19 protein-coding genes and 1 riboswitch are annotated in these 21,255 nt (G+C 69.6%); of the genes, 9 read left to right on the top strand and 10 right to left on the bottom strand.

What is annotated here, in order from left to right:
• Positions 1 to 293 precede the first annotated feature (293 nt).
• Positions 294 to 551, top strand: coding sequence for a WhiB family transcriptional regulator (locus ABTX18_RS09005; protein ID WP_003953983.1), 258 nt, complete (start codon positions 294 to 296; stop codon positions 549 to 551).
• A gap of 180 nt (positions 552 to 731) precedes the next feature.
• On the opposite strand, the gene ABTX18_RS09000 is transcribed toward ABTX18_RS09005, so the two are convergent.
• Positions 732 to 2,198, bottom strand: a complete 1,467-nt coding sequence (locus tag ABTX18_RS09000; protein ID WP_352122466.1) for a sensor histidine kinase — start codon at positions 2,196 to 2,198, stop codon at positions 732 to 734.
• A gap of 348 nt (positions 2,199 to 2,546) precedes the next feature.
• On the bottom strand, positions 2,547 to 3,617 hold the full coding sequence (locus tag ABTX18_RS08995) for an SIS domain-containing protein (protein ID WP_352122074.1): 1,071 nt from the start codon (positions 3,615 to 3,617) through the stop codon (positions 2,547 to 2,549).
• A 256-nt stretch (positions 3,618 to 3,873) separates the two neighbouring features.
• On the opposite strand from ABTX18_RS08995, the gene nagB reads away from it, so the two are divergent.
• Positions 3,874 to 4,659 (top strand): glucosamine-6-phosphate deaminase, encoded by a 786-nt coding sequence (nagB, locus tag ABTX18_RS08990; protein WP_352122073.1) that lies wholly within the window; start codon positions 3,874 to 3,876, stop codon positions 4,657 to 4,659.
• Positions 4,660 to 5,018: 359 nt separating this feature from the next.
• Here the strand turns inward: nagB and ABTX18_RS08985 are convergent, their stop codons facing one another.
• The 4 genes from ABTX18_RS08985 to ABTX18_RS08970 form a co-directional block, all read right to left on the bottom strand.
• A complete protein-coding gene (locus ABTX18_RS08985) occupies positions 5,019 to 6,548 on the bottom strand; it encodes a glycoside hydrolase family 3 protein (RefSeq protein WP_352122072.1) in 1,530 nt (509 codons plus the stop codon).
• A gap of 8 nt (positions 6,549 to 6,556) precedes the next feature.
• Positions 6,557 to 7,387 (bottom strand): carbohydrate ABC transporter permease, encoded by an 831-nt coding sequence (locus ABTX18_RS08980; protein WP_352122071.1) that lies wholly within the window; start codon positions 7,385 to 7,387, stop codon positions 6,557 to 6,559.
• A complete protein-coding gene (locus ABTX18_RS08975; RefSeq protein ID WP_352122070.1) occupies positions 7,384 to 8,370 on the bottom strand; it encodes a carbohydrate ABC transporter permease in 987 nt (328 codons plus the stop codon). The genes ABTX18_RS08980 and ABTX18_RS08975 overlap by 4 nt, the downstream gene beginning before the upstream one ends.
• 82 nt (positions 8,371 to 8,452) lie before the next feature.
• Positions 8,453 to 9,736 (bottom strand): extracellular solute-binding protein, encoded by a 1,284-nt coding sequence (locus tag ABTX18_RS08970; protein WP_352122069.1) that lies wholly within the window; start codon positions 9,734 to 9,736, stop codon positions 8,453 to 8,455.
• Between the two features lie 302 nt (positions 9,737 to 10,038).
• Between ABTX18_RS08970 and ABTX18_RS08965 the strand changes: the two genes are divergently transcribed.
• From ABTX18_RS08965 to ABTX18_RS08940, 6 genes are all read left to right on the top strand, one after another.
• On the top strand, positions 10,039 to 10,803 hold the full coding sequence (locus tag ABTX18_RS08965) for a GntR family transcriptional regulator (protein ID WP_136329517.1): 765 nt from the start codon (positions 10,039 to 10,041) through the stop codon (positions 10,801 to 10,803).
• A 230-nt stretch (positions 10,804 to 11,033) separates the two neighbouring features.
• A complete protein-coding gene (locus tag ABTX18_RS08960; protein ID WP_352122068.1) occupies positions 11,034 to 11,288 on the top strand; it encodes a DUF3311 domain-containing protein in 255 nt (84 codons plus the stop codon).
• Positions 11,285 to 12,931, top strand: coding sequence for a monocarboxylate uptake permease MctP (mctP, locus tag ABTX18_RS08955; RefSeq protein WP_352122067.1), 1,647 nt, complete (start codon positions 11,285 to 11,287; stop codon positions 12,929 to 12,931). The genes ABTX18_RS08960 and mctP overlap by 4 nt, the downstream gene beginning before the upstream one ends.
• Before the next feature lie 110 nt (positions 12,932 to 13,041).
• Positions 13,042 to 13,554 carry a GNAT family N-acetyltransferase gene (locus tag ABTX18_RS08950; RefSeq protein ID WP_352122066.1) on the top strand — a complete coding sequence of 171 codons (513 nt, stop codon included), beginning with the start codon at positions 13,042 to 13,044 and terminating at the stop codon, positions 13,552 to 13,554.
• A 67-nt stretch (positions 13,555 to 13,621) separates the two neighbouring features.
• Positions 13,622 to 13,720, top strand: a riboswitch (adenosylcobalamin-variant (AdoCbl-variant) riboswitch).
• A 152-nt stretch (positions 13,721 to 13,872) separates the two neighbouring features.
• Positions 13,873 to 16,251: a ribonucleoside-diphosphate reductase subunit alpha gene (locus ABTX18_RS08945; protein WP_352122065.1), complete on the top strand. Its 2,379-nt coding sequence runs from the start codon at positions 13,873 to 13,875 to the stop codon at positions 16,249 to 16,251.
• Positions 16,251 to 17,267, top strand: coding sequence for a ribonucleotide-diphosphate reductase subunit beta (locus tag ABTX18_RS08940; RefSeq protein ID WP_352122064.1), 1,017 nt, complete (start codon positions 16,251 to 16,253; stop codon positions 17,265 to 17,267). The genes ABTX18_RS08945 and ABTX18_RS08940 overlap by 1 nt, the downstream gene beginning before the upstream one ends.
• A gap of 19 nt (positions 17,268 to 17,286) precedes the next feature.
• Here the strand turns inward: ABTX18_RS08940 and ABTX18_RS08935 are convergent, their stop codons facing one another.
• Positions 17,287 to 17,499, bottom strand: a complete 213-nt coding sequence (locus tag ABTX18_RS08935) for a hypothetical protein (protein WP_352122063.1) — start codon at positions 17,497 to 17,499, stop codon at positions 17,287 to 17,289.
• A gap of 81 nt (positions 17,500 to 17,580) precedes the next feature.
• Here ABTX18_RS08935 and ABTX18_RS08930 point away from each other — a divergent pair, with 81 nt between their 5' ends.
• Positions 17,581 to 18,558: a GlxA family transcriptional regulator gene (locus ABTX18_RS08930; RefSeq protein WP_352122062.1), complete on the top strand. Its 978-nt coding sequence runs from the start codon at positions 17,581 to 17,583 to the stop codon at positions 18,556 to 18,558.
• Between the two features lie 31 nt (positions 18,559 to 18,589).
• On the opposite strand, the gene ABTX18_RS08925 is transcribed toward ABTX18_RS08930, so the two are convergent.
• The 3 genes from ABTX18_RS08925 to ABTX18_RS08915 form a co-directional block, all read right to left on the bottom strand.
• Positions 18,590 to 19,321, bottom strand: coding sequence for a D-Ala-D-Ala carboxypeptidase family metallohydrolase (locus tag ABTX18_RS08925; protein ID WP_352122061.1), 732 nt, complete (start codon positions 19,319 to 19,321; stop codon positions 18,590 to 18,592).
• Positions 19,322 to 19,462: 141 nt separating this feature from the next.
• Complete coding sequence (gene def / locus ABTX18_RS08920) at positions 19,463 to 20,101, bottom strand: peptide deformylase (RefSeq protein ID WP_352122060.1); 639 nt, start codon at positions 20,099 to 20,101, stop codon at positions 19,463 to 19,465.
• Between the two features lie 116 nt (positions 20,102 to 20,217).
• Positions 20,218 to 21,210 carry a tetratricopeptide repeat protein gene (locus ABTX18_RS08915; RefSeq protein ID WP_136329440.1) on the bottom strand — a complete coding sequence of 331 codons (993 nt, stop codon included), beginning with the start codon at positions 21,208 to 21,210 and terminating at the stop codon, positions 20,218 to 20,220.
• Positions 21,211 to 21,255: the final 45 nt, after the last annotated feature.

The following is a 21,255-nucleotide window of genomic DNA, read 5'->3' as shown; positions in this document are numbered from 1 at the left end:
CGAACGTTTGGACTGGCCTCCACCCTCTAGAAGTACGGCTGTGACCTAGTCGACACCGAGGAATCAAAAAAAACTTTCCAGAAGGGGTTGTATCCGCCGCCGAGGTTTGCGAATCTCTACATGGCGATCGGGACGGCCCGCAACAACGGCCTCCACTGAAAGCCAGAACCCCTCCTCACTGCACAGGACCACAACCAGTTCGTCTGGGCGTCGGCCCGACACTTGCGGGGGGATTCGTGAAAGCGTTCACATTCACAAGCCACCGTACGTAATACCAAGGAGAGGTAGCAGCCATGGACTGGCGTCACAACGCCGTTTGTCGTGAGGAAGACCCGGAGCTGTTCTTCCCCATCGGCAACACCGGTCCTGCGCTGCTGCAGATCGAGGAAGCCAAGGCCGTCTGCCGTCGCTGCCCCGTCATGGAGCAGTGCCTGCAGTGGGCGCTCGAGTCCGGCCAGGACTCCGGCGTCTGGGGTGGCCTCAGCGAGGACGAGCGCCGCGCAATGAAGCGTCGCGCCGCTCGCAACCGGGCGCGTAACGCCAGCGCCTGACCGACGCCACCGCTACGAGCCTCAGCCAGGCGGCGCGTACAGAGCGTACGCATCACCCCGCCCCCCGAGTCGCAGCGCGCAGTACCCCCGAAGCGCATGCTTGACCAGAGAGCCCGGACCGTTCACCCACGGTCCGGGCTCTCTGCCGTGCCCACGCTCCCTGCCGCGCGTACGTACGTGCTACTTGTCGGCGCTGACCGGGACGTCGAGGATCACCTGCGTGCCGCGCCCGGGCGCCGGCACCATGCCGAACGAGCCGCCCAGCTCGCCCTCCACCAGCGTCCGCACGATCTGGAGCCCCAGATTTCCGGCGCGCTGCGGGTCGAACCCCTCGGGCAGACCGCAGCCGTCGTCCTGAACGGTGATCAGCAACCGTCCCTCCGCGGGCGAACCGCCACGCACCGCGGAGACCTCGACCGTGCCGGACTCCGCCACGCCGAACGCGTGCTCCAGGGCGTTCTGCAACACCTCGGTGAGAACCATCGCCAGGGGCGTTGCCACTTCGGCGTCGAGGATGCCGAAGCGGCCCGTGCGGCGGCAGGTGACCTTGCCCGGTGAAATCTCGGAGACCATGGCGATGACCCGGTCGGCGATCTCGTCGAACTCGACCCGCTCGTCCAGATTCTGGGACAGCGTCTCATGCACGATGGCGATCGAACCGACGCGCCGTACCGCCTCGTTGAGCGCCTCGCGGCCCTGCGGGGAGTCCATCCGGCGGGACTGCAGGCGCAACAGGGCGGCAACCGTCTGGAGGTTGTTCTTCACCCGGTGGTGGATCTCCCGGATGGTGGCGTCCTTGGTGATCAACTCGCGCTCCCGACGGCGCAGTTCGGTGACGTCGCGCAGCAGGACCAGGGAGCCGATGCGGACGCCCTTGGGCTTCAGGGGGATCGCGCGGAGCTGGATCACGCCGCCCGCGCACTCGACCTCGAACTCCCGGGGGGCGTAACCGCTGGCCAGTTTGACCAGCGCCTCGTCCACCGGGCCGCGGGAGGGCGCGAGTTCGGCGGTGATTTTGCCGAGGTGCTGCCCGACCAGGTCGGATGCGAGGCCCAGGCGGTGGTAGGCGGAGAGGCCGTTGGGGCTGGCGTACTGGACGACGCCGTCGGCGTCGAGGCGGACCAGCCCGTCGCCCACCCGCGGTGAGGCGTCCATGTCGACCTGCTGGCCGGGGAAGGGGAAGGACCCGGCCGCGATCATCTGGGCGAGGTCGGAGGCCGACTGGAGGTAGGTGAGTTCCAGCCGGGACGGGGTGCGGACCGTGAGCAGGTTGGTGTTCCGGGCGATGACGCCGAGGACGCGGCCCTCCCTGCGTACGGGGATCGACTCGACCCGTACGGGAACCTCCTCGCGCCACTCCGGGTCGCCCTCGCGCACGATCCGGCCCTCGTCGAGCGCCGCGTCGAGCAGCGGACGGCGGCCGCGCGGGACCAGATGGCCGACCATGTCGTCCTGGTAGGAGGTGGGGCCGGTGTTGGGCCGCATCTGGGCGACGGACACGTAACGGGTACCGTCACGGGTGGGGACCCAGAGCACGAGGTCGGCGAAGGACAGGTCGGAGAGCAGTTGCCACTCCGAAACCAGCAGATGGAGCCACTCGAGGTCGGTGTCACTCAGGGCTGTGTGCTGGCGGACGAGGTCGTTCATGGAGGGCACGTGTGCGAGCGTACCTGTGGATGTGCACGGGTTCCGAACCGGACGGCCCGCGCGTACGTGCAAGCAGAAGGACCGGAAATCGTCACACCGCACGGATGGACACGAGTAATGGTCTAGTCCACAATGCTCAAGACACAGCCTCCGCTCTCCCCGCACAGGAGAGCGGAACGAGGTACCCGCGCTCTCTGCCCTGACTGCGCGGGCGCCTCCCCCGGCCGGGGGCACCGCACACCGCCGGCCGGTCCGATCGCCCGTCATGGGCGGTCCTGCTCCGGGCTGCGGTGCTGGTCGGGCTGAGGGTCCCGGCCCGGCGCCGCGGCCCGCGGGTGTTTCCGGGGCTCAGCGGGTTTCCGTCACCTTCGCGAGCGCGCGCGGCGCGTCCGGGTCCTGACCGCGGGCGATCGTCACCTCGTAGGCCAGCATCTGCAACGGCAGGATCTCCAGGATCGGCTGGATCTCCTCGGCGACCCCGGCCGTCGGCAGCACGAAGCCCGCGGAGGCCGCTTCGACCTGGGCCTTCGGGCCCACCACGAAGAGGTCCGCCCCGCGGCCGCGCAGCCGGTCGAGCACCGGCTGGAGAGCCTCGCCGCCCCGGCCGTCGGTGACCACGGCGATCACCGGGGAGATGTTGTCGACCATGGCGAGCGGACCGTGCAGAAGATCGGCGCCCGAGTAGGACAGGGCGGGGATGTAGCTCGTCTCCATCAGCTTCAGGGCGGCTTCCTTGGCCGTGGGGTAGCCGTAGCCGCGTGAGGTGATGACCATGCGCTCGGCGAAGCGGTAACGGGACGCCAGCGTCCTGACCTCGTCCTTGCGTCCCAGGATCGCCTCGGCGAGCTCCGGCAGGATCGCGGCCGCCGCGCCGTCGCCGCCGCGCAGGCCCTCCACGAAGAGGTACAGGGAGAGCAGCGAGGCGGTGTACGTCTTGGTGGCCGGCAGGGCCTTCTCCGGACCCGCCAGGATGTCGATGTGGTATTCGGAGACCGCGGCGAGCGGGGAGTCCGGGTTGTTGGTCACCGCCAGCGTGACCGCGCCGCCCTCGCGGGCCGCCTGCGTCGACGCCACCAGGTCGGGCGATCCGCCGGACTGGCTGACGGTGACGACCAGGACATCCCTGAGATCCGGCTTCGCGCCGTACGCGGTGGTCGTGGACATCGAGGCCAGGCCGCAGGGCAGACCGAGCGTGATCTCCAGCAGGTACTTGGCGTACAGCGCGGCGTTGTCCGACGTCCCGCGTGCGGTCAGCAGGACGAAGCGTGGCTTCCTGGCGGCGATCTCGGCGGCCACTGCCCGGATGGCGGGCGCCCCGCGGTCGAGGATGCGCCGGAACATCCCGGGCTGCTCGGCCATCTCGCCGGACATGATCCGGCCCGGCTGCTCGCCCTCGTCGGCCGGGTGTGTGGCGGACATGTCTGGTGCCTCCCGGGGGTGTCGCGTTGCGTCGGACAAGTCGAACACGGAGCGCCGCGGGGCCGCCAGCGGACGGCCCCGGCGCGGGTGGGGCCTTTCGTTGGAACCCGGCTGGGTTCGCGGGGCCGGGGCGGCTCGGAAACGTCTGCGCGGCGGGGGCCGGGAGCCGTGTCCGGGAGCGCGGGTTCTGCTAGATTGGGACTTAGATTGGTCTATACCACATGTCCTCTTCTTACTCCAGATCGGCAGGCCCCGCGTGGAAGTTGTCATCGTCCCGGACGCCAAGGCAGGCGGCGAACTGATCGCGGGGGCCATCGGCGCCCTGCTGAGCCGTAAGCCCGACGCCCTTCTCGGCGTTGCCACCGGATCGACCCCGCTGCCCATCTATCAGGCGCTGGCACAGAAGGTCCGCTCGGGCGCGGTGGACGCGTCGCGCGCCCGCATCTGCCAGCTCGACGAGTACGTGGGACTGCCGGCGGGCCACCCGGAGTCGTACCGCTCCGTGGTGCTGCGCGAGGTCGTCGAGCCGCTCGGGCTCTCCGAGGCGTCGTTCATGGGCCCGGACGGCTCCGCCGAGGACGTCCAGGCAGCCTGCGAGGCGTACGACAAGGCGCTCGCCGAGGCCGGCGGGGTGGATCTTCAGCTGCTCGGCATCGGTACGGACGGGCACATCGGCTTCAACGAACCGTGCTCCTCGCTCGCCTCGCGCACCCGGATCAAGACGCTGACCGAGCAGACCCGGGTGGACAACGCGCGCTTCTTCGACAACGACATCGAGCAGGTGCCGCACCACGTCATCACCCAGGGCATCGGGACGATCCTGGAGTCCCGCCACCCGATCCTGCTCGCGACGGGCGAGGGCAAGGCGGACGCCGTGGCGCAGACGGTCGAGGGGCCGGTCGCAGCGATCGTGCCCGCGTCGGCGCTGCAGCTGCATCCCCATGCGACGGTCGTGGTCGACGAGGCGGCGGCGTCGAAGCTGAAGCTGGGGGACTACTTCCGCGCCACGTATGCGGCGAAGCCGGTGTGGCAGGGGCTGTAGTTCTGCCGGTACGGTGTGAGGGCCGGGACACCGTGCGGGTGTCCCGGCCCTCACACCGTGCGGGTGCGCCCTCTGTGCGCTTTTGCCCTCAATCGCCGGGCGGGCTTGATTGTGCCGGTGCCGCCCGTCCCGCGGGAGGCTTTGTCCTCAATCGCCGGACGGGCTTGAAAGGGCGGCCTTGGATGCAGCGGCGCCGCCCACCCAGCATGGGCTCCGTCCTCAAGCGCCGGACGGCTGAAGTGGGCGGGCTTGGATGCGCCGGCGCCGCCCACCCAGCGCGGGCTCCGTCCTCTCAAGCGCCGGACGGGCTTGAGTGGACGGGCGGGCTGGGATGGGCGGGCCTGAATGGGCCGGCTCGGTTACACGATCGCTTCCGCCGCCGCTCGGCCGCAGACTCTGGCCGCGCCGTGGGTGGCGATGTGCGGGGCGCCTCTGGGGGGTGCCTGGGGGACGCCCATTTCGATGACGACCGTGTCCGGGCGCGCCGCGAGCACCGTGTCGAGGGCCTCGGTCATCCACGGGTGGCGGTGCTCGTCGCGGACGACCGCGACGATGCGCCGCTCCCCCGCGGCCCGCAGCACACCGGCCGCGGATTCCTCGGTCTCGCTGCTGTACGTGCCGGTCTCCGTACCCGGGAGAAGCCGGGCCAGTTCGGCCGCGACGCCCCACGGGGTCTCGTCACCGACGGCGATGTTCGCGAGCGGGGTGAACGCGGCGACGTACGCCGGTCCGGTGAGCGGCTCGCCCGTGCCGGTCACCTTCACCGCGCGGCGCGCCGCGACCAGGCCGACGTCGGAGCCGATGCCCGTGCTGGGTCCGGTGCCGGGCGCGGTCCCCTCCTGCACTGCCGCGCCCGGCTCCGGGGCAGCCCCCCTAACCCTTCGCGTCCAGGACGCGAGGGACCGTACCCGGGCGGCGGCGTCGGCCAGCCGCTCCTCGGGCAGTTCGCCGGCCCGGACCGCCGCGACCAGCGCGTCACGGAGCCGCAGGACCGTGCTGTCGTCGTCGAGACCGCCGCCGACACAGAGCGCGTCGGCGCCCGCCGCGATCGCGAGGACCGAGCCGCGCTCGATGCCGTACGTCGAGGCGATGGCCTGCATCTCCACGGCGTCGGTGACGATCAGGCCGTCGTAGCCCAGTTCCTCGCGCAGCAGACCGGTAAGGATCTGCGGGCTGAGCGTCGCCGGGCGGCGCGGGTCGAGCGCGGGGAGGAGGATGTGCGCGCTCATCACCGATTTGGAGCCCGCCGCGATGGCCGCACGGAAGGGCACCAGTTCGCGGGCGTGCAGGGTCTCCAGGTCCACGTCGATGCGCGGCAGCGCGTGGTGCGAGTCGACCGCGGTGTCGCCGTGCCCCGGGAAGTGCTTGGTGCAGGCGGCGACGCCGGCCGCCTGGAGGCCCTCGACGTACGCGGCGGTGTGCCGGGCGACGAGGTGGGGGTCGGCGCCGAAGGACCGCACCCCGATGACCGGGTTGCCGGGGTTGGAGTTGACGTCCGCGGAGGGCGCCCAGTTGAGGTTGACGCCGCAGTCGGCGAGCCGGCGGCCCAGCTCCTGGGCGACGGCGCGGGTCAGGGCGACGTCGTCGACGGAGCCGAGCGCCAGGTTGCCGGGGAAGGACGAGCCGTGGCGCACCTCCAGCCGGGTGACGTCGCCGCCCTCCTCGTCGATCGCGACGAGCACGTCGTCCCGCTCGGCGCGGAGCTGCGCGGTGAGCGCGGCGAGCTGCTCGGGTGTGACGATGTTGCGGCCGAACAGGCCGACGGAGGAGAGGCCTTCGCCGACGCGGCGCAGCAGCCAGTCCGGTGCGGTGGTGCCGGTGAAGCCCGGTTGCAGGACGGCGAGGGCGTCGCGGGTGACGGTGTCCGTGGTGGAGATCAGGGTGGTCATGGGAGGCGTTATCCCTTCACTGCGCCGTCGGTAAGACCGCTGACGGCCTTGCGCTGCAAGTAGATGAAGAGGATCAGGATCGGGATCGCGAAGAGCGAGGAGGCGGCCATGGTCGCTCCCCAGTCGTCACCGAACGCGGTCTGGAACTGCGAGAGCCAGAGCGGCAGGGTCTGGGACTCGATGTCCTTGTTGAGGATGAGGACCAGCGGGAACTCGTTCCAGGCGGTGATGAAGCCGAAGAGCGAGGTCGCCATCAGACCGGGCCCGAGCAGGGGCAGGATCACCTTCCTGAACGCCTGGGGGCGGGTGCAGCCGTCGACCATGGCGGACTCCTCCAGCTCCTTGGGCACGGCGGCGACGTAGCCGCGCAGCGTCAGAATGGTGAAGGGCAGGACCATCATCATGTAGAAGGCGGTCAGCGGGACCAGGCTGTTCAGCATGTCGGCGTCGCGGACGAGCATGTAGATCGCGATGACCATGACTTCCCAGGGCGCCATCTGCGCGATCATGAACGTCAGCAGGATGCCGCGCCGGCCCTTGAAGCGCATGCGCGCCATCGCGAAGGACGCCAGCAGCGCGATCACCAGCGAGGCGAGCACGGAGATGACGGTCACCGTGAACGAGTTGCCGACCAGGGTCCAGAAGTGGTCGGCCGCCATGGCCTTCTTGAAGTGCTCGAAGGTGATGTCGGTCGGGAACCACACGGGGGTGTCGGTGATGATGTCGCCGGTCGGCTTGAAGGCCGTGCTGAACATCCAGTAGACGGGGAAGGCGAAGCCTATGAAGAGGACGACAGCCGTCAGGTTGGGCCAGATCCGGCCGAACAGTGAGCGCTTCACAGCTCGTCCTCCTCTTGCTTGAGTACGGTGCGCAGGTAGTAGGCGGTCATCGCCAGCAGGACGATGATCGTCAGGAACGAGATGGCCGCACCCATGCCGAAGTGCTGGTTGCCGACGCCTTCGACGAACGCGTAGACGGGCAGGGTCTCGGTGAGCCGGTCCGGGCCGCCGCCGTTGATCGCGAAGAGCTGGGCGAAGGACTTGAAGACCCAGATGACTTCGAGGAACGTCGTGGCCAGCAGGAACGGCTTGAGGAAGGGGAGCGTCACGAGGGTGAAGCTCTTCCAGGAGTTGGCGCCGTCGAGCGAGGCGGCCTCGTACAGCTCCTTGGGGATCGTCGTCGACGCGGCGTAGAGGTTGATCGCCACGAACGGGATGGACTGCCAGACGATCACCAGGGTGACGAGCGAGAAGGTGGAGAGCTGGCTGCTGGTCCAGTTGAAGTCGGCCATCGAGTGCCAGCCGAGGCTGTCGAGTACGTAGTTGACGACTCCGAACCGCTGGGCGAACAGCCACTGGTAGACGGTCGTCGCCGCGATCATCGGCATGGCCCAGGCGAGCACCAGGCCCAGCATGAGCACCAGGCGCATCTTCTTGCCCAGGCGCGCGAGCAGGAGGCCGACCATCATCCCGAGCACCATGATCAGGACGACGTTGGCGACGGTGAAGACGACCGACCGCTCGACGACCCTCCAGAAGTCCGAGCTGCCGAGGACTTCCTTGTAGTTGTCGACGCCGTTCCACTCGGTGAGGTGGAGGATGAGCTGGCGCGGGTTGAGGTTCTGGAACGACAGCATGCCGTTCTTGACCAGGGGGTAACCCAGGAGCACCGCTGTGACGAGCAGTGCGGGCACGAGGAGGAGGTAGGGGGCGGAGCCGCCGGCCCGCTCCTTGCTCGATGCGGCGGGGCCACCGGAGGGGGCGTCATCCTTGCGGACGCCGGCTGCCGGGACCGAGTCCACTTTTTCGGTCTGCACTGACATGCTCGCCATCTCTGTCTTGGGCCGTACGGTCGAGTCACGCGAGTGCGCCGGGGGGCGGTCGCCCGCCCCCCGGCGCGTGTGATCAGCTCTTCTGCGAGAGACGCTTGTTGATCTCCGACTCGACCGCCTTGGCGGCTTCGGCCGGGGACTTTCCGTTCAGAACCGCGGTCATGTAGCTCTTGATCGGGTTCGGCGCGTTCTCGACAGCGGCCCACTCGGGGATGAGCGGGGTGGTGCCACCGGCGGCGGCGGCCGGGGCGGCGGCCTCGGCGGCGCCGTTTCCGGTCAGGTTGGAGTTGAGCGACTCCTTGTTCGGGATGACGCCGTTCTCCTTGGCCAACTGGCCCTCGAACTGGTCGGACAGCGAGAGCTTCAGGAACTCCTTGGCGAGGTCCTGCTTCTTGCTGCCCGCGGCGATCGCGAAGTTCGAGCCACCGAGGAAGACGCCCTCGGGCTTGTCGGCGGTCTCACCCGGGATGGTGAAGTAGCCGATGTCGCTCTCGATCTTCTTGTTGGCCGCGATGGCCGTGCCGGCCTCCCAGCCCATGCCGATGAAGGCGCCGACGTTGCCCTTGGCGAAGACCTCGGCCTGCTGCGGGGTGGCCTCGTCCTTGTCCTTGGGGGCCTTGGAGTAGGCCTGGTACTTCTTGTAGAGCTCCATGGCCGCGCCGACCTTGGGGTCCGAGAGGTTGGAGACGTACTTGTCGCCTTCCTTCTTCACGAGGTCCGCGCCCTGGCCGATGGTCAGGCCGTCGAAGAAGTACCAGTTCTGGCCGGGCAGGTAGATCGGCTCGGCCTTGCCCTTCTTCTTGATGGCGTCCAGGTCCTTGAAGAACTCGTCCCGCGTCTTCGGGGTGTCCTTGATGCCGGCGTCGGCCCAGACCTTCTTGTTGTAGATGACGACGCGGTTGGCGAAGTACCACGGGGCGGCGTACTGCTTGCCGTCGAAGACCGAGGACTCGTTGAGTGCCTCGACCCAGTCGCCGCCGATCTCCTTCTTGAGGTCGCTCAGGTCGGAGAGACCGCCCGTGGCCGCGTAGGCCGGGGTCTGGGTATTGCCGACCTCGATGACGTCCGGCGGGGTCGACTCGGAGAGCGCCGTCGTGATCTTCTGCTGAATGCCGTCCCACTTCTGGGTCTCGAACTTCAGCTTCGCGCCGGTCTTCTTCTCGAAGGCGGCGGTCAGGTCCTTGGTCCAGCCGGGAGGCGTCGAGCCGTCCATGGCCCAGACCGTCAGCGTCTGGCCCTTGTAGCTGTCGGGGCCGGTCTTCTTGCTGCTGCTGTCGGTCTTGTCGTCCGAGCCGCACGCAGTGGCACCGGCCAACAGAGCCACGACGCCAATGGCCGCGATGAGTCCGCGCTTCACGACACCCTCCTCAGGGATGCAAGAGATTCCCCCCACCACCCGAGAACGCCCACCGTCGCACAATGAGGCGACGGGTACTGCCCGTGGGGCTGGGACCTGGTCTTTAATGGTTTAGACCAGTACCGGGAGCTTGGCCTAGACCTTTAGGGGTGTCAAGGGTGTATAAGAAGTGCACTCGCGTCCGTTACAGGACCGACACCTGAGGGAGGGCGACGAGCCGTGACCGGACCGTGCCACCATGTGAGCCGCGACAGACGGAGGAGCCGGTGACGGCAGCAACGCAGCAGTCGGGAAGGCGGGCCATGGGTGCCGACGGGGGCAGTGCGGGGAACGAGACAGGAGCGGGCACGCGCACCGCACGCGTCCCGAAGTACTACCGGCTCAAGCGCCATCTCCTCGACATGACGGACACGATGCCGCCGGGCACCCCCGTACCCCCGGAGCGGACCCTGGCCGCCGAGTTCGACACCTCGCGCACCACCGTGCGCCAGGCGCTCCAGGAACTGGTCGTCGAGGGCCGGCTGGAGCGCATCCAGGGGAAGGGGACCTTCGTCGCCAAGCCGAAGGTCTCGCAGGCCCTGCAGCTCACCTCGTACACCGAGGACATGAGGGCCCAGGGGCTGGAACCGACGTCCCAGCTCCTGGACATCGGCTACGTGACGGCCGACGACACCCTCGCCGGGCTGCTCGACATCACCACCGGCGGGCGGGTGCTCAGGATCGAGCGGCTGCGCCTGGCGAGCGGTGAACCAATGGCGATCGAGACCACCCACCTCTCGGCCAAACGCTTTCCCGCGCTGCGGCGTTCACTGGTGAAGTACACGTCCCTCTACACGGCCCTGGCCGAGGTGTACGACGTACGGCTGGCCGAGGCGGAGGAGACCATCGAGACCTCCCTCGCCACCCCGCGCGAGGCCGGCCTGCTCGGCACGGACGTGGGGCTGCCGATGCTCATGCTGTCCCGGCACTCGGTGGACGGCCAGGGCGAGCCGGTCGAATGGGTGCGCTCGGTCTACCGGGGCGACCGCTACAAGTTCGTGGCCCGTCTGAAGCGGCCGCTGGACTGAAGTCGCCGGCATCCCGGACAGCCCCCGTGGAAGCGTTCCCACGGGGGCTGTTCACTGCCTGATTAGTCTGGACCAACACCCTGACTTTTACTGTGATTTCGGTCAGGAGTCCGGTCCCACAAGACCGTTGCCGGACCGCAATGCGGACAGGGGGTGACGGTGGCCGGAACCCTCGCCTAGATTTCGTGCCCATTACACGAGGTGATCAGCGAGGGGACGGAGTCGCCGCCATGCCGGAAGAACCAGAAGGAAAACCACCCACCGTCACACCGATGCGGGTGGTCATCGCCCTCTGTCTCGTCGCGCCGTTCGTGGCGATGCTCTGGGTGAGTTCGTACGCCAAGGTCGACCCGACCTTCATCGGGATTCCGTTCTTCTACTGGTACCAGATGCTCTGGGTGCCGATCTCCACCGCGCTCACCATGGTCGCGTACAAGCTGTGGCAGCGTGACCAGCGCTCCCGCAAGGGGGGTGCGTCCGCATGAAGGACGGCGTGAACGGCGTCGCGCTCGGCGTCTTCGTCTTCTTCTTCCTGGCCGTCACCGTCGTCGGCTTCATGGCCGCGCGGTGGCGCAAGGCCGAGAACGAGGCCAGCCTCGACGAATGGGGGCTGGGCGGCAGGTCGTTCGGCACCTGGGTGACCTGGTTCCTGCTCGGCGGCGACCTCTACACCGCGTACACCTTCGTCGCCGTTCCCGCGGCGATCTACGCGGCGGGCGCGGCCGGCTTCTTCGCGGTGCCCTACACCATCCTGGTGTACCCGCTGATCTTCACGTTCCTGCCGCGCCTGTGGTCGGTGTCGCACAAGCACGGCTATGTCACCACCTCGGACTTCGTCCGCGGACGCTTCGGCTCCAAGGGGCTCTCGCTGGCGGTCGCCGTCACCGGCATCCTCGCCACGATGCCGTACATCGCCCTGCAACTCGTCGGCATCCAGGCGGTGCTGGACGTGATGGGCGTCGGCGGCGGCGAGAACACCCACTGGTTCATCAAGGACCTGCCGCTGCTGATCGCGTTCGCGGTGCTCGCCGCGTACACGTACTCCTCCGGGCTGCGCGCGCCCGCGCTGATCGCCTTCGTCAAGGACGGGCTGATCTACCTGGTCATCGCCGTGGCGATCATCTACATCCCGATCAAGCTCGGCGGCTTCGACGACATCTTCGCCAAGGCGGGCGAGGCCTTCTCGGCGAAGAACGAGGCGGCCGGCAAACCGGTGGCCGGACTGGCACCCGGCGAGGCCGGACAGTGGGGATACGCGACGCTGGCCCTGGGTTCGGCGCTGGCGCTCTTCATGTATCCGCACTCGATCACGGCGACGCTTTCCAGCCGCAGCCGTGACGTGATCCGCCGCAACACGACGATCCTGCCGCTGTACTCGCTGATGCTCGGCCTGCTCGCACTGCTGGGATTCATGGCGATCGCCGCCGGAGTCAAGGTGGACAACGGCCAGTTGGCGATCCCGCAGCTGTTCGAGAACATGTTCCCCGACTGGTTCGCGGGGGTGGCCTTCGCCGCCATCGGCATCGGCGCGCTGGTGCCCGCCGCGATCATGTCGATCGCCGCGGCGAACCTGTTCACCCGCAACATCTACAAGGACTTCCTGAAGCCGGACGCCACACCCGCGCAGGAGACCAAGGTCTCCAAGCTGGTGTCGCTGCTGGTCAAGGTCGGCGCGCTCGCCTTCGTCCTCACCATGGACAAGACGGTCGCGATCAACTTCCAGCTGCTCGGCGGGATCTGGATCCTCCAGACGATGCCGGCCCTGGTCGGCGGGCTGTTCACCCGGTGGTTCCACCGCTGGGCGCTGCTCGCGGGCTGGGCGGTCGGCATGCTCTACGGGACGCTCGCCGCGTACGGGGTCGCCAGCCCCACCCAGAAGCACTTCGGCGGGTCCTCCAAGGAGATCCCGGGCATCGGCGAGATCGGCTACATCGGCCTCACGGCCTTCGTGCTGAACGTCGTCGTGGTCGTCGTCCTCACCTTCGTCCTGAACGCCGTGAAGGCGCCCGCCGGGATCGACGAGACCTCTCCGGGCGACTACACCGCTGACGCGGGTGACCCGGGCGTGGTGACGGAGCTCCCGCCGGCCACCGCCGGTGCGCCGGGGCGGCCACTGACCGACGCGTAGGTGAACCGAACGGGCCGCCGTACTCCTCCGCCAGGGGTGCGGCGGCCCGTTCGCGCGCGCGGCGGAAAAGTGCTTGCGGCCACGGCCCGCGCGTGCGGCACACTGCACGTATGGACATGACGATCCGGCCGGCCGAGCCCGCCGAGTACGCGCTCCTCGGCGAGATCACCGCCGAGGCCTATCTCGGCGACGGGCTCCTGGACTTCGGCGCCGACGATGCGTATCTGGTTCAGCTGCGCGACGTCTCCCGCCGCGCCGCCGAGGCCGAGGTGCTGGTGGCCGCCGACGCGCGGGGCCGCGTCCTGGGCGGGGTCACCTACGCCCCGCCGGGCAACGCCTGGGCCGACATAGCCGCGGCGGACGAGGCGGAGTTCCGGATGCTGGCGGTCTCCCGCGAGGCCCGGGGAGCAGGAGCCGGGGAGGCTCTCGTACGGGCCTGTATCGACCGCGCACGGGCCACCACGGGGGTCACGGGGATCGTCCTGTCGACGCAGCCGACGATGCACGGCGCCCATAGGATCTACCGGCGCCTCGGCTTCGTACGGACCCCCGAGAGGGACTGGAGCCCCCTCGACGACCTCAAGCTGCTCACCTACCGGCTGGAGCTGCCTCCCCTCGCCTGACAGCGCGCACGACACAACATGTGGGGGCTGCCGCATCCGGCAGCCCCCACATGTATGCTCATGCTCGCTGTCGCCGCAGGGAAATCCGGTGCGAATCCGGAACTGTCCCGCAACGGTGTGTTCGGTGCGCTTTTGTGCACCCCCGAGTCCGAGGTCCTGCCGACAGCGCATCCGGTTCCACCGATCCGGATGCCCAGACGTCCGGGCCTCGTGGATGGGCCGGTGGACGCCGCACGGAGCGCTGCCCTGCCGGGTCCCGCCCCGCCCGGCCGCCCTCCGCTCCCCGAAGGCCCCGAGCCGAGCGAGGGAGAGCACCGCGTGACCATCGCGCCAGCCGATCCGGTGTCCGTGGCCGAGTCAACGGGAAGCACGAGCGAGGGACCGGGGACCGCACTGCTGCGGACCCTGACCGGCCTCACCGCCGATCTGCCCGACACCGACCCCGGACGCGTCGCCGCCGCCGCGCTGCGCGGCCGCAACGCCCGGTCGGACGAGGCCGAGCTGCGCTCGCTGGCCACCGAGGCCGCCGCGGGCCTGATCTCCGAGGACCCCGCCTACTCCCGGCTCGCCGCCCGCCTCCTCACCCGCACCATCGCGGACGAGGCGGCCGGCCAGGGTGCGACATCCTTCTCCGCCTCGGTCGCCGTCGGGCACCGCGAGGGCCTGATCGCGGACCGCACCGCCGAGTTCGTGGCGCTGCACGCGGGGGCCCTGGACGCGCTGGTCGGGCAGTCGCTCGCCGACGGCGCCGACGACCGCTTCGGCTACTTCGGCCTGCGCACCCTGCACAGCCGGTACCTCCTGCGCCACCCGCACACCCGTCAGGTCATCGAGACCCCGCAGCACTTCATGCTGCGCGTCGCCTCCGGTCTCGCCGAGGACACCTCCGCGCGCGCCCTGGACGAGGTTGCCGCGCTGTACGGTCTGATGAGCCGGCTGGACTACCTGCCCTCCTCGCCCACGCTCTTCAACTCCGGCACCCGGCACCCGCAGATGTCCTCCTGCTACCTGCTGGACTCCCCGCTGGACGAGCTGGACTCGATCTACGACCGCTACCACCAGGTGGCGCGCCTGTCGAAGCACGCGGGCGGCATCGGCCTCTCGTACTCCCGTATCCGCGCCCGGGGTTCGCTGATCCGCGGCACCAACGGCCACTCCAACGGCATCGTGCCGTTCCTGAAGACGCTCGACGCCTCCGTCGCCGCGGTCAACCAGGGCGGCCGGCGCAAGGGCGCCGCGGCCGTCTACCTGGAGACGTGGCACGCGGACATCGAGGAGTTCCTGGAGCTGCGCGACAACACGGGCGAGGACCAGCGGCGCACGCACAACCTCAACCTGGCGCACTGGATCCCCGACGAGTTCATGCGCCGGGTGGACGCGGACGGCACGTGGTCGCTGTTCTCCCCGGCCGACGTGCCCGAGCTCGTCGACCTGTGGGGCGACGCGTTCGACGCCGCCTACCGGGCGGCCGAGGCCAAGGGCCTGGCCCGCAAGACCATGCCGGCCCGTGAGCTGTACGGTCGCATGATGCGGACCCTCGCCCAGACGGGCCAGGGCTGGATGACGTTCAAGGACGCCTCCAACCGCACCGCGAACCAGACCGCCGAGCCCGGCCGCGTCGTGCACTCCTCGAACCTGTGCACCGAGATCCTCGAGGTCACCGACGACGGCGAGACGGCCGTCTGCAACCTGGGTTCGGTCAACCTCGGCGCCTTCGTCGCCGACGGCACCATCGACTGGGAGCGCCTGGACGCCACCGTGCGTACCGCCGTGACCTTCCTCGACCGGGTCGTGGACATCAACTTCTACCCGACCGAGCAGGCCGGCCGGTCCAACGCCCGCTGGCGTCCGGTGGGCCTGGGCGCCATGGGTCTCCAGGACGTCTTCTTCCAGCTGCGGCTGCCGTTCGACTCCCCCGAGGCGCGCGCCCTGTCGACGAAGATCTCCGAGCGCATCATGCTCGCGGCGTACGAGGCGTCCTGCGACCTCGCGGAGCGCTCGGGTCCCCTCCCCGCCTGGTCCGAGACGCGTGCCGCCCGCGGTGTGCTGCACCCGGACCACTACGACACCGAGCTGAACTGGCCGGAGCGCTGGGACGCCCTGCGCGCCCGGGTCGCGAAGACCGGCATGCGCAACTCCCTGCTGCTGGCCATCGCTCCGACCGCGACGATCGCCTCGATCGCGGGCGTGTACGAGTGCATCGAGCCGCAGGTCTCCAACCTCTTCAAGCGCGAGACGCTCAGCGGTGAGTTCCTCCAGGTCAACGCGTATCTGGTGGACGAGCTGAAGAAGCTCGGCGTGTGGGACGCGCGGACCCGTGAGGCACTGCGCGAGGCGAGCGGCTCGGTGCAGGGCTTCGCGTGGATCCCCGAGGAGGTGCGGGCGCTGTACCGCACGGCCTGGGAGATCCCGCAGCGCGGTCTGATCGACATGGCGGCGGCCCGTACGCCGTTCCTCGACCAGAGCCAGTCGCTGAACCTGTTCCTGGAGACTCCGACGATCGGCAAGCTCTCCTCGATGTACGCGTACGCCTGGAAGCAGGGGTTGAAGACGACGTACTACCTGCGCTCGCGCCCGGCGACCCGGATCGCGCGTGCCGCGTCCGCCGCCCCGGTCCCCGCGCAGGCGTCCGCGCCCGACGCGGACGCGATCGCCTGCTCCCTGGAAAACCCCGAGTCCTGCGAGGCCTGTCAGTAATGAGCTCCGACGACAACAAGAACCTGCTGGACCCGGGCTTCGAACTGACCCTGCGGCCGATGCGCTACCCGGACTTCTACGAGCGCTACCGGGACGCGATCAAGAACACCTGGCACGTGGAGGAGGTCGACCTCCACTCCGACGTGGCGGACCTCGCCAAGATGACGCCCGCCGAGCAGCATCTCATCGGCCGGCTGGTCGCGTTCTTCGCGACCGGTGACTCGATCGTCTCGAACAACCTCGTGCTGACGCTGTACAAGCACATCAACTCCCCCGAGGCGCGGCTGTACCTGTCGCGGCAGCTCTTCGAGGAGGCCGTGCACGTCCAGTTCTATCTGACGCTGCTCGACACGTATCTGCCCGATCCCGACGACCGCGCGGCGGCCTTCGACGCGGTCGAGGAGATCCCGTCGATCCGCGAGAAGGCGCAGTTCTGCTTCCGCTGGATGGACTCGGTCGAGAAGATCGACCGGCTGGAGACGAAGGCCGACCGCCGCCGTTTCCTGCTGAACCTGATCTGCTTCGCGGCGTGCATCGAGGGACTTTTCTTCTACGGCGCCTTCGCGTACGTGTACTGGTTCCGCTCGCGCGGGCTGCTGCACGGCCTCGCCACGGGCACCAACTGGGTGTTCCGTGACGAGACGATGCACATGAACTTCGCGTTCGAGGTCGTGGACACCGTCCGCAAGGAGGAGCCGGACCTCTTCGACGACGCACTCCAGCAGCAGGTCACCGACATGCTGAAGGAGGCCGTCGAGGCGGAGCTGCAGTTCGGCCGCGATCTGTGCGGCGAGGGGCTGCCCGGTATGAACACCGAGTCGATGCGCCAGTATCTGGAGTGCGTCGCCGACCAGCGGCTCACCCGGCTGGGTTTCCCGGCGGTGTACGGATCGGAGAACCCGTTCTCGTTCATGGAGCTCCAGGGCGTCCAGGAACTGACGAACTTCTTCGAGCGCCGCCCGTCCGCCTACCAGGTGGCCGTCGAGGGCACGGTCGGCTTCGACGACGACTTCTAGTCTGCTGGGCCGGGGCCCGTCAGACCCTCGCCCAGCTCCTGACGTACGGACGCCGTGCGGCCCCCACCGGCCGCGCGGCGTCCGCCGTTTGCGGGGGTTCGCCGCTCCGGGCCCGTTCCGCCTCCCGCAGCTCGCGGTCGATGCGGCGTTCACGGGCGATGCCAACCAGCACCGGCGCCAGGAAGAGGGCGAAAACGGCTGTTACGACCAGGTAGTTCAGGAATGTGTTCATGCCTCTACTGTCGCCGGTTCCGGCCGATCGCGGCAGTGGCAGGACTGTCGCGGAGCATCGAATTACTGCCACACTGGGGTCATGCTGAAAAATGTCGCCGCTCTGCTGCTCGACGAGGTCCACCCCTTCGAACTCGGCGTCCTGTGCGAGGTGTTCGGCCTGGACCGCAGCGACGAGGGTCTGCCGGTGCACGACTTCGCCGTGGTCTCCGCCGAGGGCCCGACGCTGCGCACGCATGCCGGGTTCACCCTCACCACCCAGCACGGCCTCGACCGCCTGGAGGAGGCCGACCTCATCGCCATCCCGGCCGGCAGCCGCTTCGGTGACCGGGAGTTCCCCGAGGAGGCCCTGGACGCGCTGCGCCGGGCCGTGGACCGCGGGGCCAGGGTGCTGAGCGTCTGCTCGGGGGCGTACATGCTCGGCGCTGCCGGCCTGCTGGACGGCCGGCGCTGCACCACCCACTGGCGGCACGCCGACGAACTGGCCCGCCGTTTCCCGCGGGCGAACGTCGAGCCGGACGTGCTGTACGTGGACGCGGGCTCCGTCATCACCTCGGCGGGGACGGCCGCGGGGATCGACGCCTGTCTGCATCTGGTCCGCCAGGAGTACGGGCCCGCCGCCGCCAACACCATCGCCCGCCGCATGGTGGTACCACCGCACCGCGACGGCGGGCAGGCGCAGTACATCCAGCGCCCGCTGCCGCGGAACCGCTGCGACACGGTCGGCGACACACTGGCCTGGATGGAACGGCACCTCGACCAGGAGATGACGGTCGAGCAACTGGCGGCCCAGGCGCACATGTCACCGCGCACCTTCGCCCGCCGCTTCCAGCAGGAGACGGGCACCACGCCCTACCGCTGGCTGCTGCGCCAGCGGGTGCTGCTGGCGCAGCACCTCCTGGAGACCTCCGACGAGACGATGGACACGGTCGCCGGCCGGACCGGCTTCGGGAACGCGGCCGCGCTCCGGCATCAGTTCGTACGTTCCCTCGGCACCACGCCGAACGCGTACCGCCGGACCTTCCGCGGTCCGGCGGCCGCGCTGACCGAAGTGGCCTGACCGCCGGCCGCCGGGGCGTTTGCCGCCCCTGTCAGATGCCGCAGTTGGGTGCGGACCAGTAGTGGCTGGGGCCCTGGTTCACGTGGACGTGGTCGTTGTGGTCGGGGTAGCCCGGACCGAGGATGCCGTTGAAGCCGTGGTAGCGGGCCTGCTGGGCGAGGGTGCAGAAGGCGATGCCGCCCAGGTCGGCCGCGTCGCCGTACAGATGGCGGCTGTTCGACGCGCCGCCGGCCGCGCTGTTGCAGGAGTAGGAGCGGAAGCCGCTGTTGACGGTGATCGGACGGTCACCGAGGGCGTGGCGCAGCGCCTCCAGCTTCCACATGGTGCTCAGCGCGTTGGCCTTGGCCGTACCGGCAGCGACGGCACCGCCCGCCCAGGTGCTGTTGCAGTGGTTGAGCTCGGCGTACGTGAAGTGGGCGGGCGTGCAGTCGTCGTCCTGGAGGGCGTAGAGCTTGGACTGGGTGGCGGGGCCCGCGATGCCGTCGGCGGCCAGTCCGTAGGCGGCCTGGAAGCGTTTGACGGCGGCGGTGGTGGCGGGCCCGTAGGAGCCGTCGACGGCGAGCACGGAGTTGTAGCCGGGGTATCCCGCCACCCGGAGCTGGAGCTGGACGACATCGCTGCCGGTGGCGCCCGGGGACAGGGTGCGGGTCCAGGTGTAGCAGCCGTCGGCGTGTGCGGTGCCTGCGGTGACCACCGCCCCGCCCAGCGCAAAAGCCATGGTCATGACAAGGCCGAGCAGGAGGCGTGCGAGACGTCCGATCATGGGGGCTCCCTACCGCGGTGAAGGTGTGGGGCTGAGCCTGGCGGACGAGTCGACGCGCGTCAACTACGCGTGGGGCGAACAGAGATCGACGGCGGGGCCCCGCCCCGGCGCACCGGTCCGAGGCCCCTGCCGAAAGCCGCGTCAGTCGTTCGGGACGACCTCGTAGCGCGGGGTGTTCTCCGCCATCTGCCGCAGCGCGTCCTTGCGGTCGCGCTTGGAGAGGCGGTCGATGTACAGGTAGCCGTACAGGTGGTCCGTCTCGTGCTGGAGGCAGCGGGCGAAGTAGCCGTTGCCGCGCACCTTGACCGGGTTGCCCTTGGCGTCCTGGCCGCGCACCACCGCGTAGTCCGGGCGGGCCAGCGAGGCGTACGCCGTGGGGACCGACAGGCAGCCCTCGTTGGAGTCGTCCAGGACGCGCTCCTCCGGCGCCAGCTCGTCGAGCACCGGGTTGCAGATGGCGCCGGTGTGCCGGACGCCGTCGTCGTCCGGGCAGTCGTAGACGAAGACCTTGAGGTCGACCCCGATCTGGTTGGCGGCCAGGCCGACGCCCTCCGCAGTCCGCTGGCTGGCGAACATGTCGTCGATCAGCTGCGCCAGCTCGTCGTCGAACGCGGTGACGTCCTTGCACTCCTTGTGCAGGACCGGGTTGCCCACGACCGTGATCGGGCGGGAGGTGCCGCGCTCGCGGTGGGCCGCCTCACGTGCCTCACAGTCCTCGGTGTCGACGAGGAAACCGTCCTCGTCGACGCTGATCTGCTCGTCCGTCTCCTGCTGCGCCATGTCCGCCGTACGCCTTCCTCACAACGTGAAACCCGGGATCCGCCGCTCACGAGAACCGGGGCGCCCGAGCACCGGAATCGGTGCGCGTACAGCCTACGGGCACCGATCGGCACCGCTCAGCAGACCTCTTCCAGATCCCGCCACTCGCGGCTGTCCGGACTGTCCGCCACCCAGCCGTCGAGCAGCCCCCGCACCAGCCCCGAGGGCGCCGCGAGGCCGCACTCGCGCTCCGGCACCCACAGCTCGCCGGCCGTGCGGTGGCCCAGCGGCCCGGGATGGCCCGGCTCGCTGTGATCGTGCGGGTCCAGGTGCTCTCCGTCGCCCTCGTCGCTCTCCATCCGGCTCTCCGAACAGGCCCGGCACAGCAGCCGGACGGACGAAGACCAGTCCTCGGCGGCGAAGCCTGCGTCGGACGCCAGCTGCTCCAGCGCGTCCCGGTCCGCCTCGGTGGCCGCCTCCAGGAGCACCACCCAGGTGGGGACGGGGGACGGAGCCCACAGCTCGATCTCGTCGAACACCGGGTAGGAGGGCCCGGCCGCGGTGATCCGCTCACCGTGCGGAACCCCGTCGTGCAGGACGACCTCGCCCCAGCGCCGCCCGGAAGACGGCAGGGGGATCGACAGCACTTCGATCCGTGCCGGATCCAGCCTGCGGCCCCAGACGACCTCGGCCTCGCCCTCGGGCGACAGCCGCACGGCCGCGCTGCCCAGCTCCATGCCGACCGGCTCGCTGCCGGACGCCGGGGTCTGCTGGCCGCCGCCGGGCACCTTCAGCCCGTACGCCTGCCAGGCCCGGCGGGCCAGCGGCCAGTCCTGGAGCGCGGTGGCGGCGATCCCGACGTTCCACCAGTCGGGGGCGCCGGACTCCTTGTCGAGCAGCGCGACGGCCCGCAGGCCCGCGGCTCTCGCCTGTTCCCAGTCGTGCCGGAACTTGTGCAGCAGCGCCAGGTTGAACCACGACTCGGAGAGCCAGGGCTCCAGGTCCGCCGCACGCGTCAGCAGTGCGCCCGCGTCCTCGTACCGGCCGTCGCCGATCAGCGTGAACGCGCGGTCCGTGGCCTGCCGCCAAGAGGCGGAGGGCCGATGCCGTACCTTCCCGAAGATCCTCACGATTCCCGCCTGTCCCGACTGGACACCCTCGTATTTCCGCTCTCT

The sequence above is a fragment of the Streptomyces sp. NPDC096323 genome, from assembly GCF_040302845.1.
Lineage (GTDB): Bacteria > Actinomycetota > Actinomycetes > Streptomycetales > Streptomycetaceae > Streptomyces.
The sequence above is the reverse complement of the archived record's forward strand: the minus strand, read 5'-3'. Positions and strand labels throughout refer to the sequence as shown.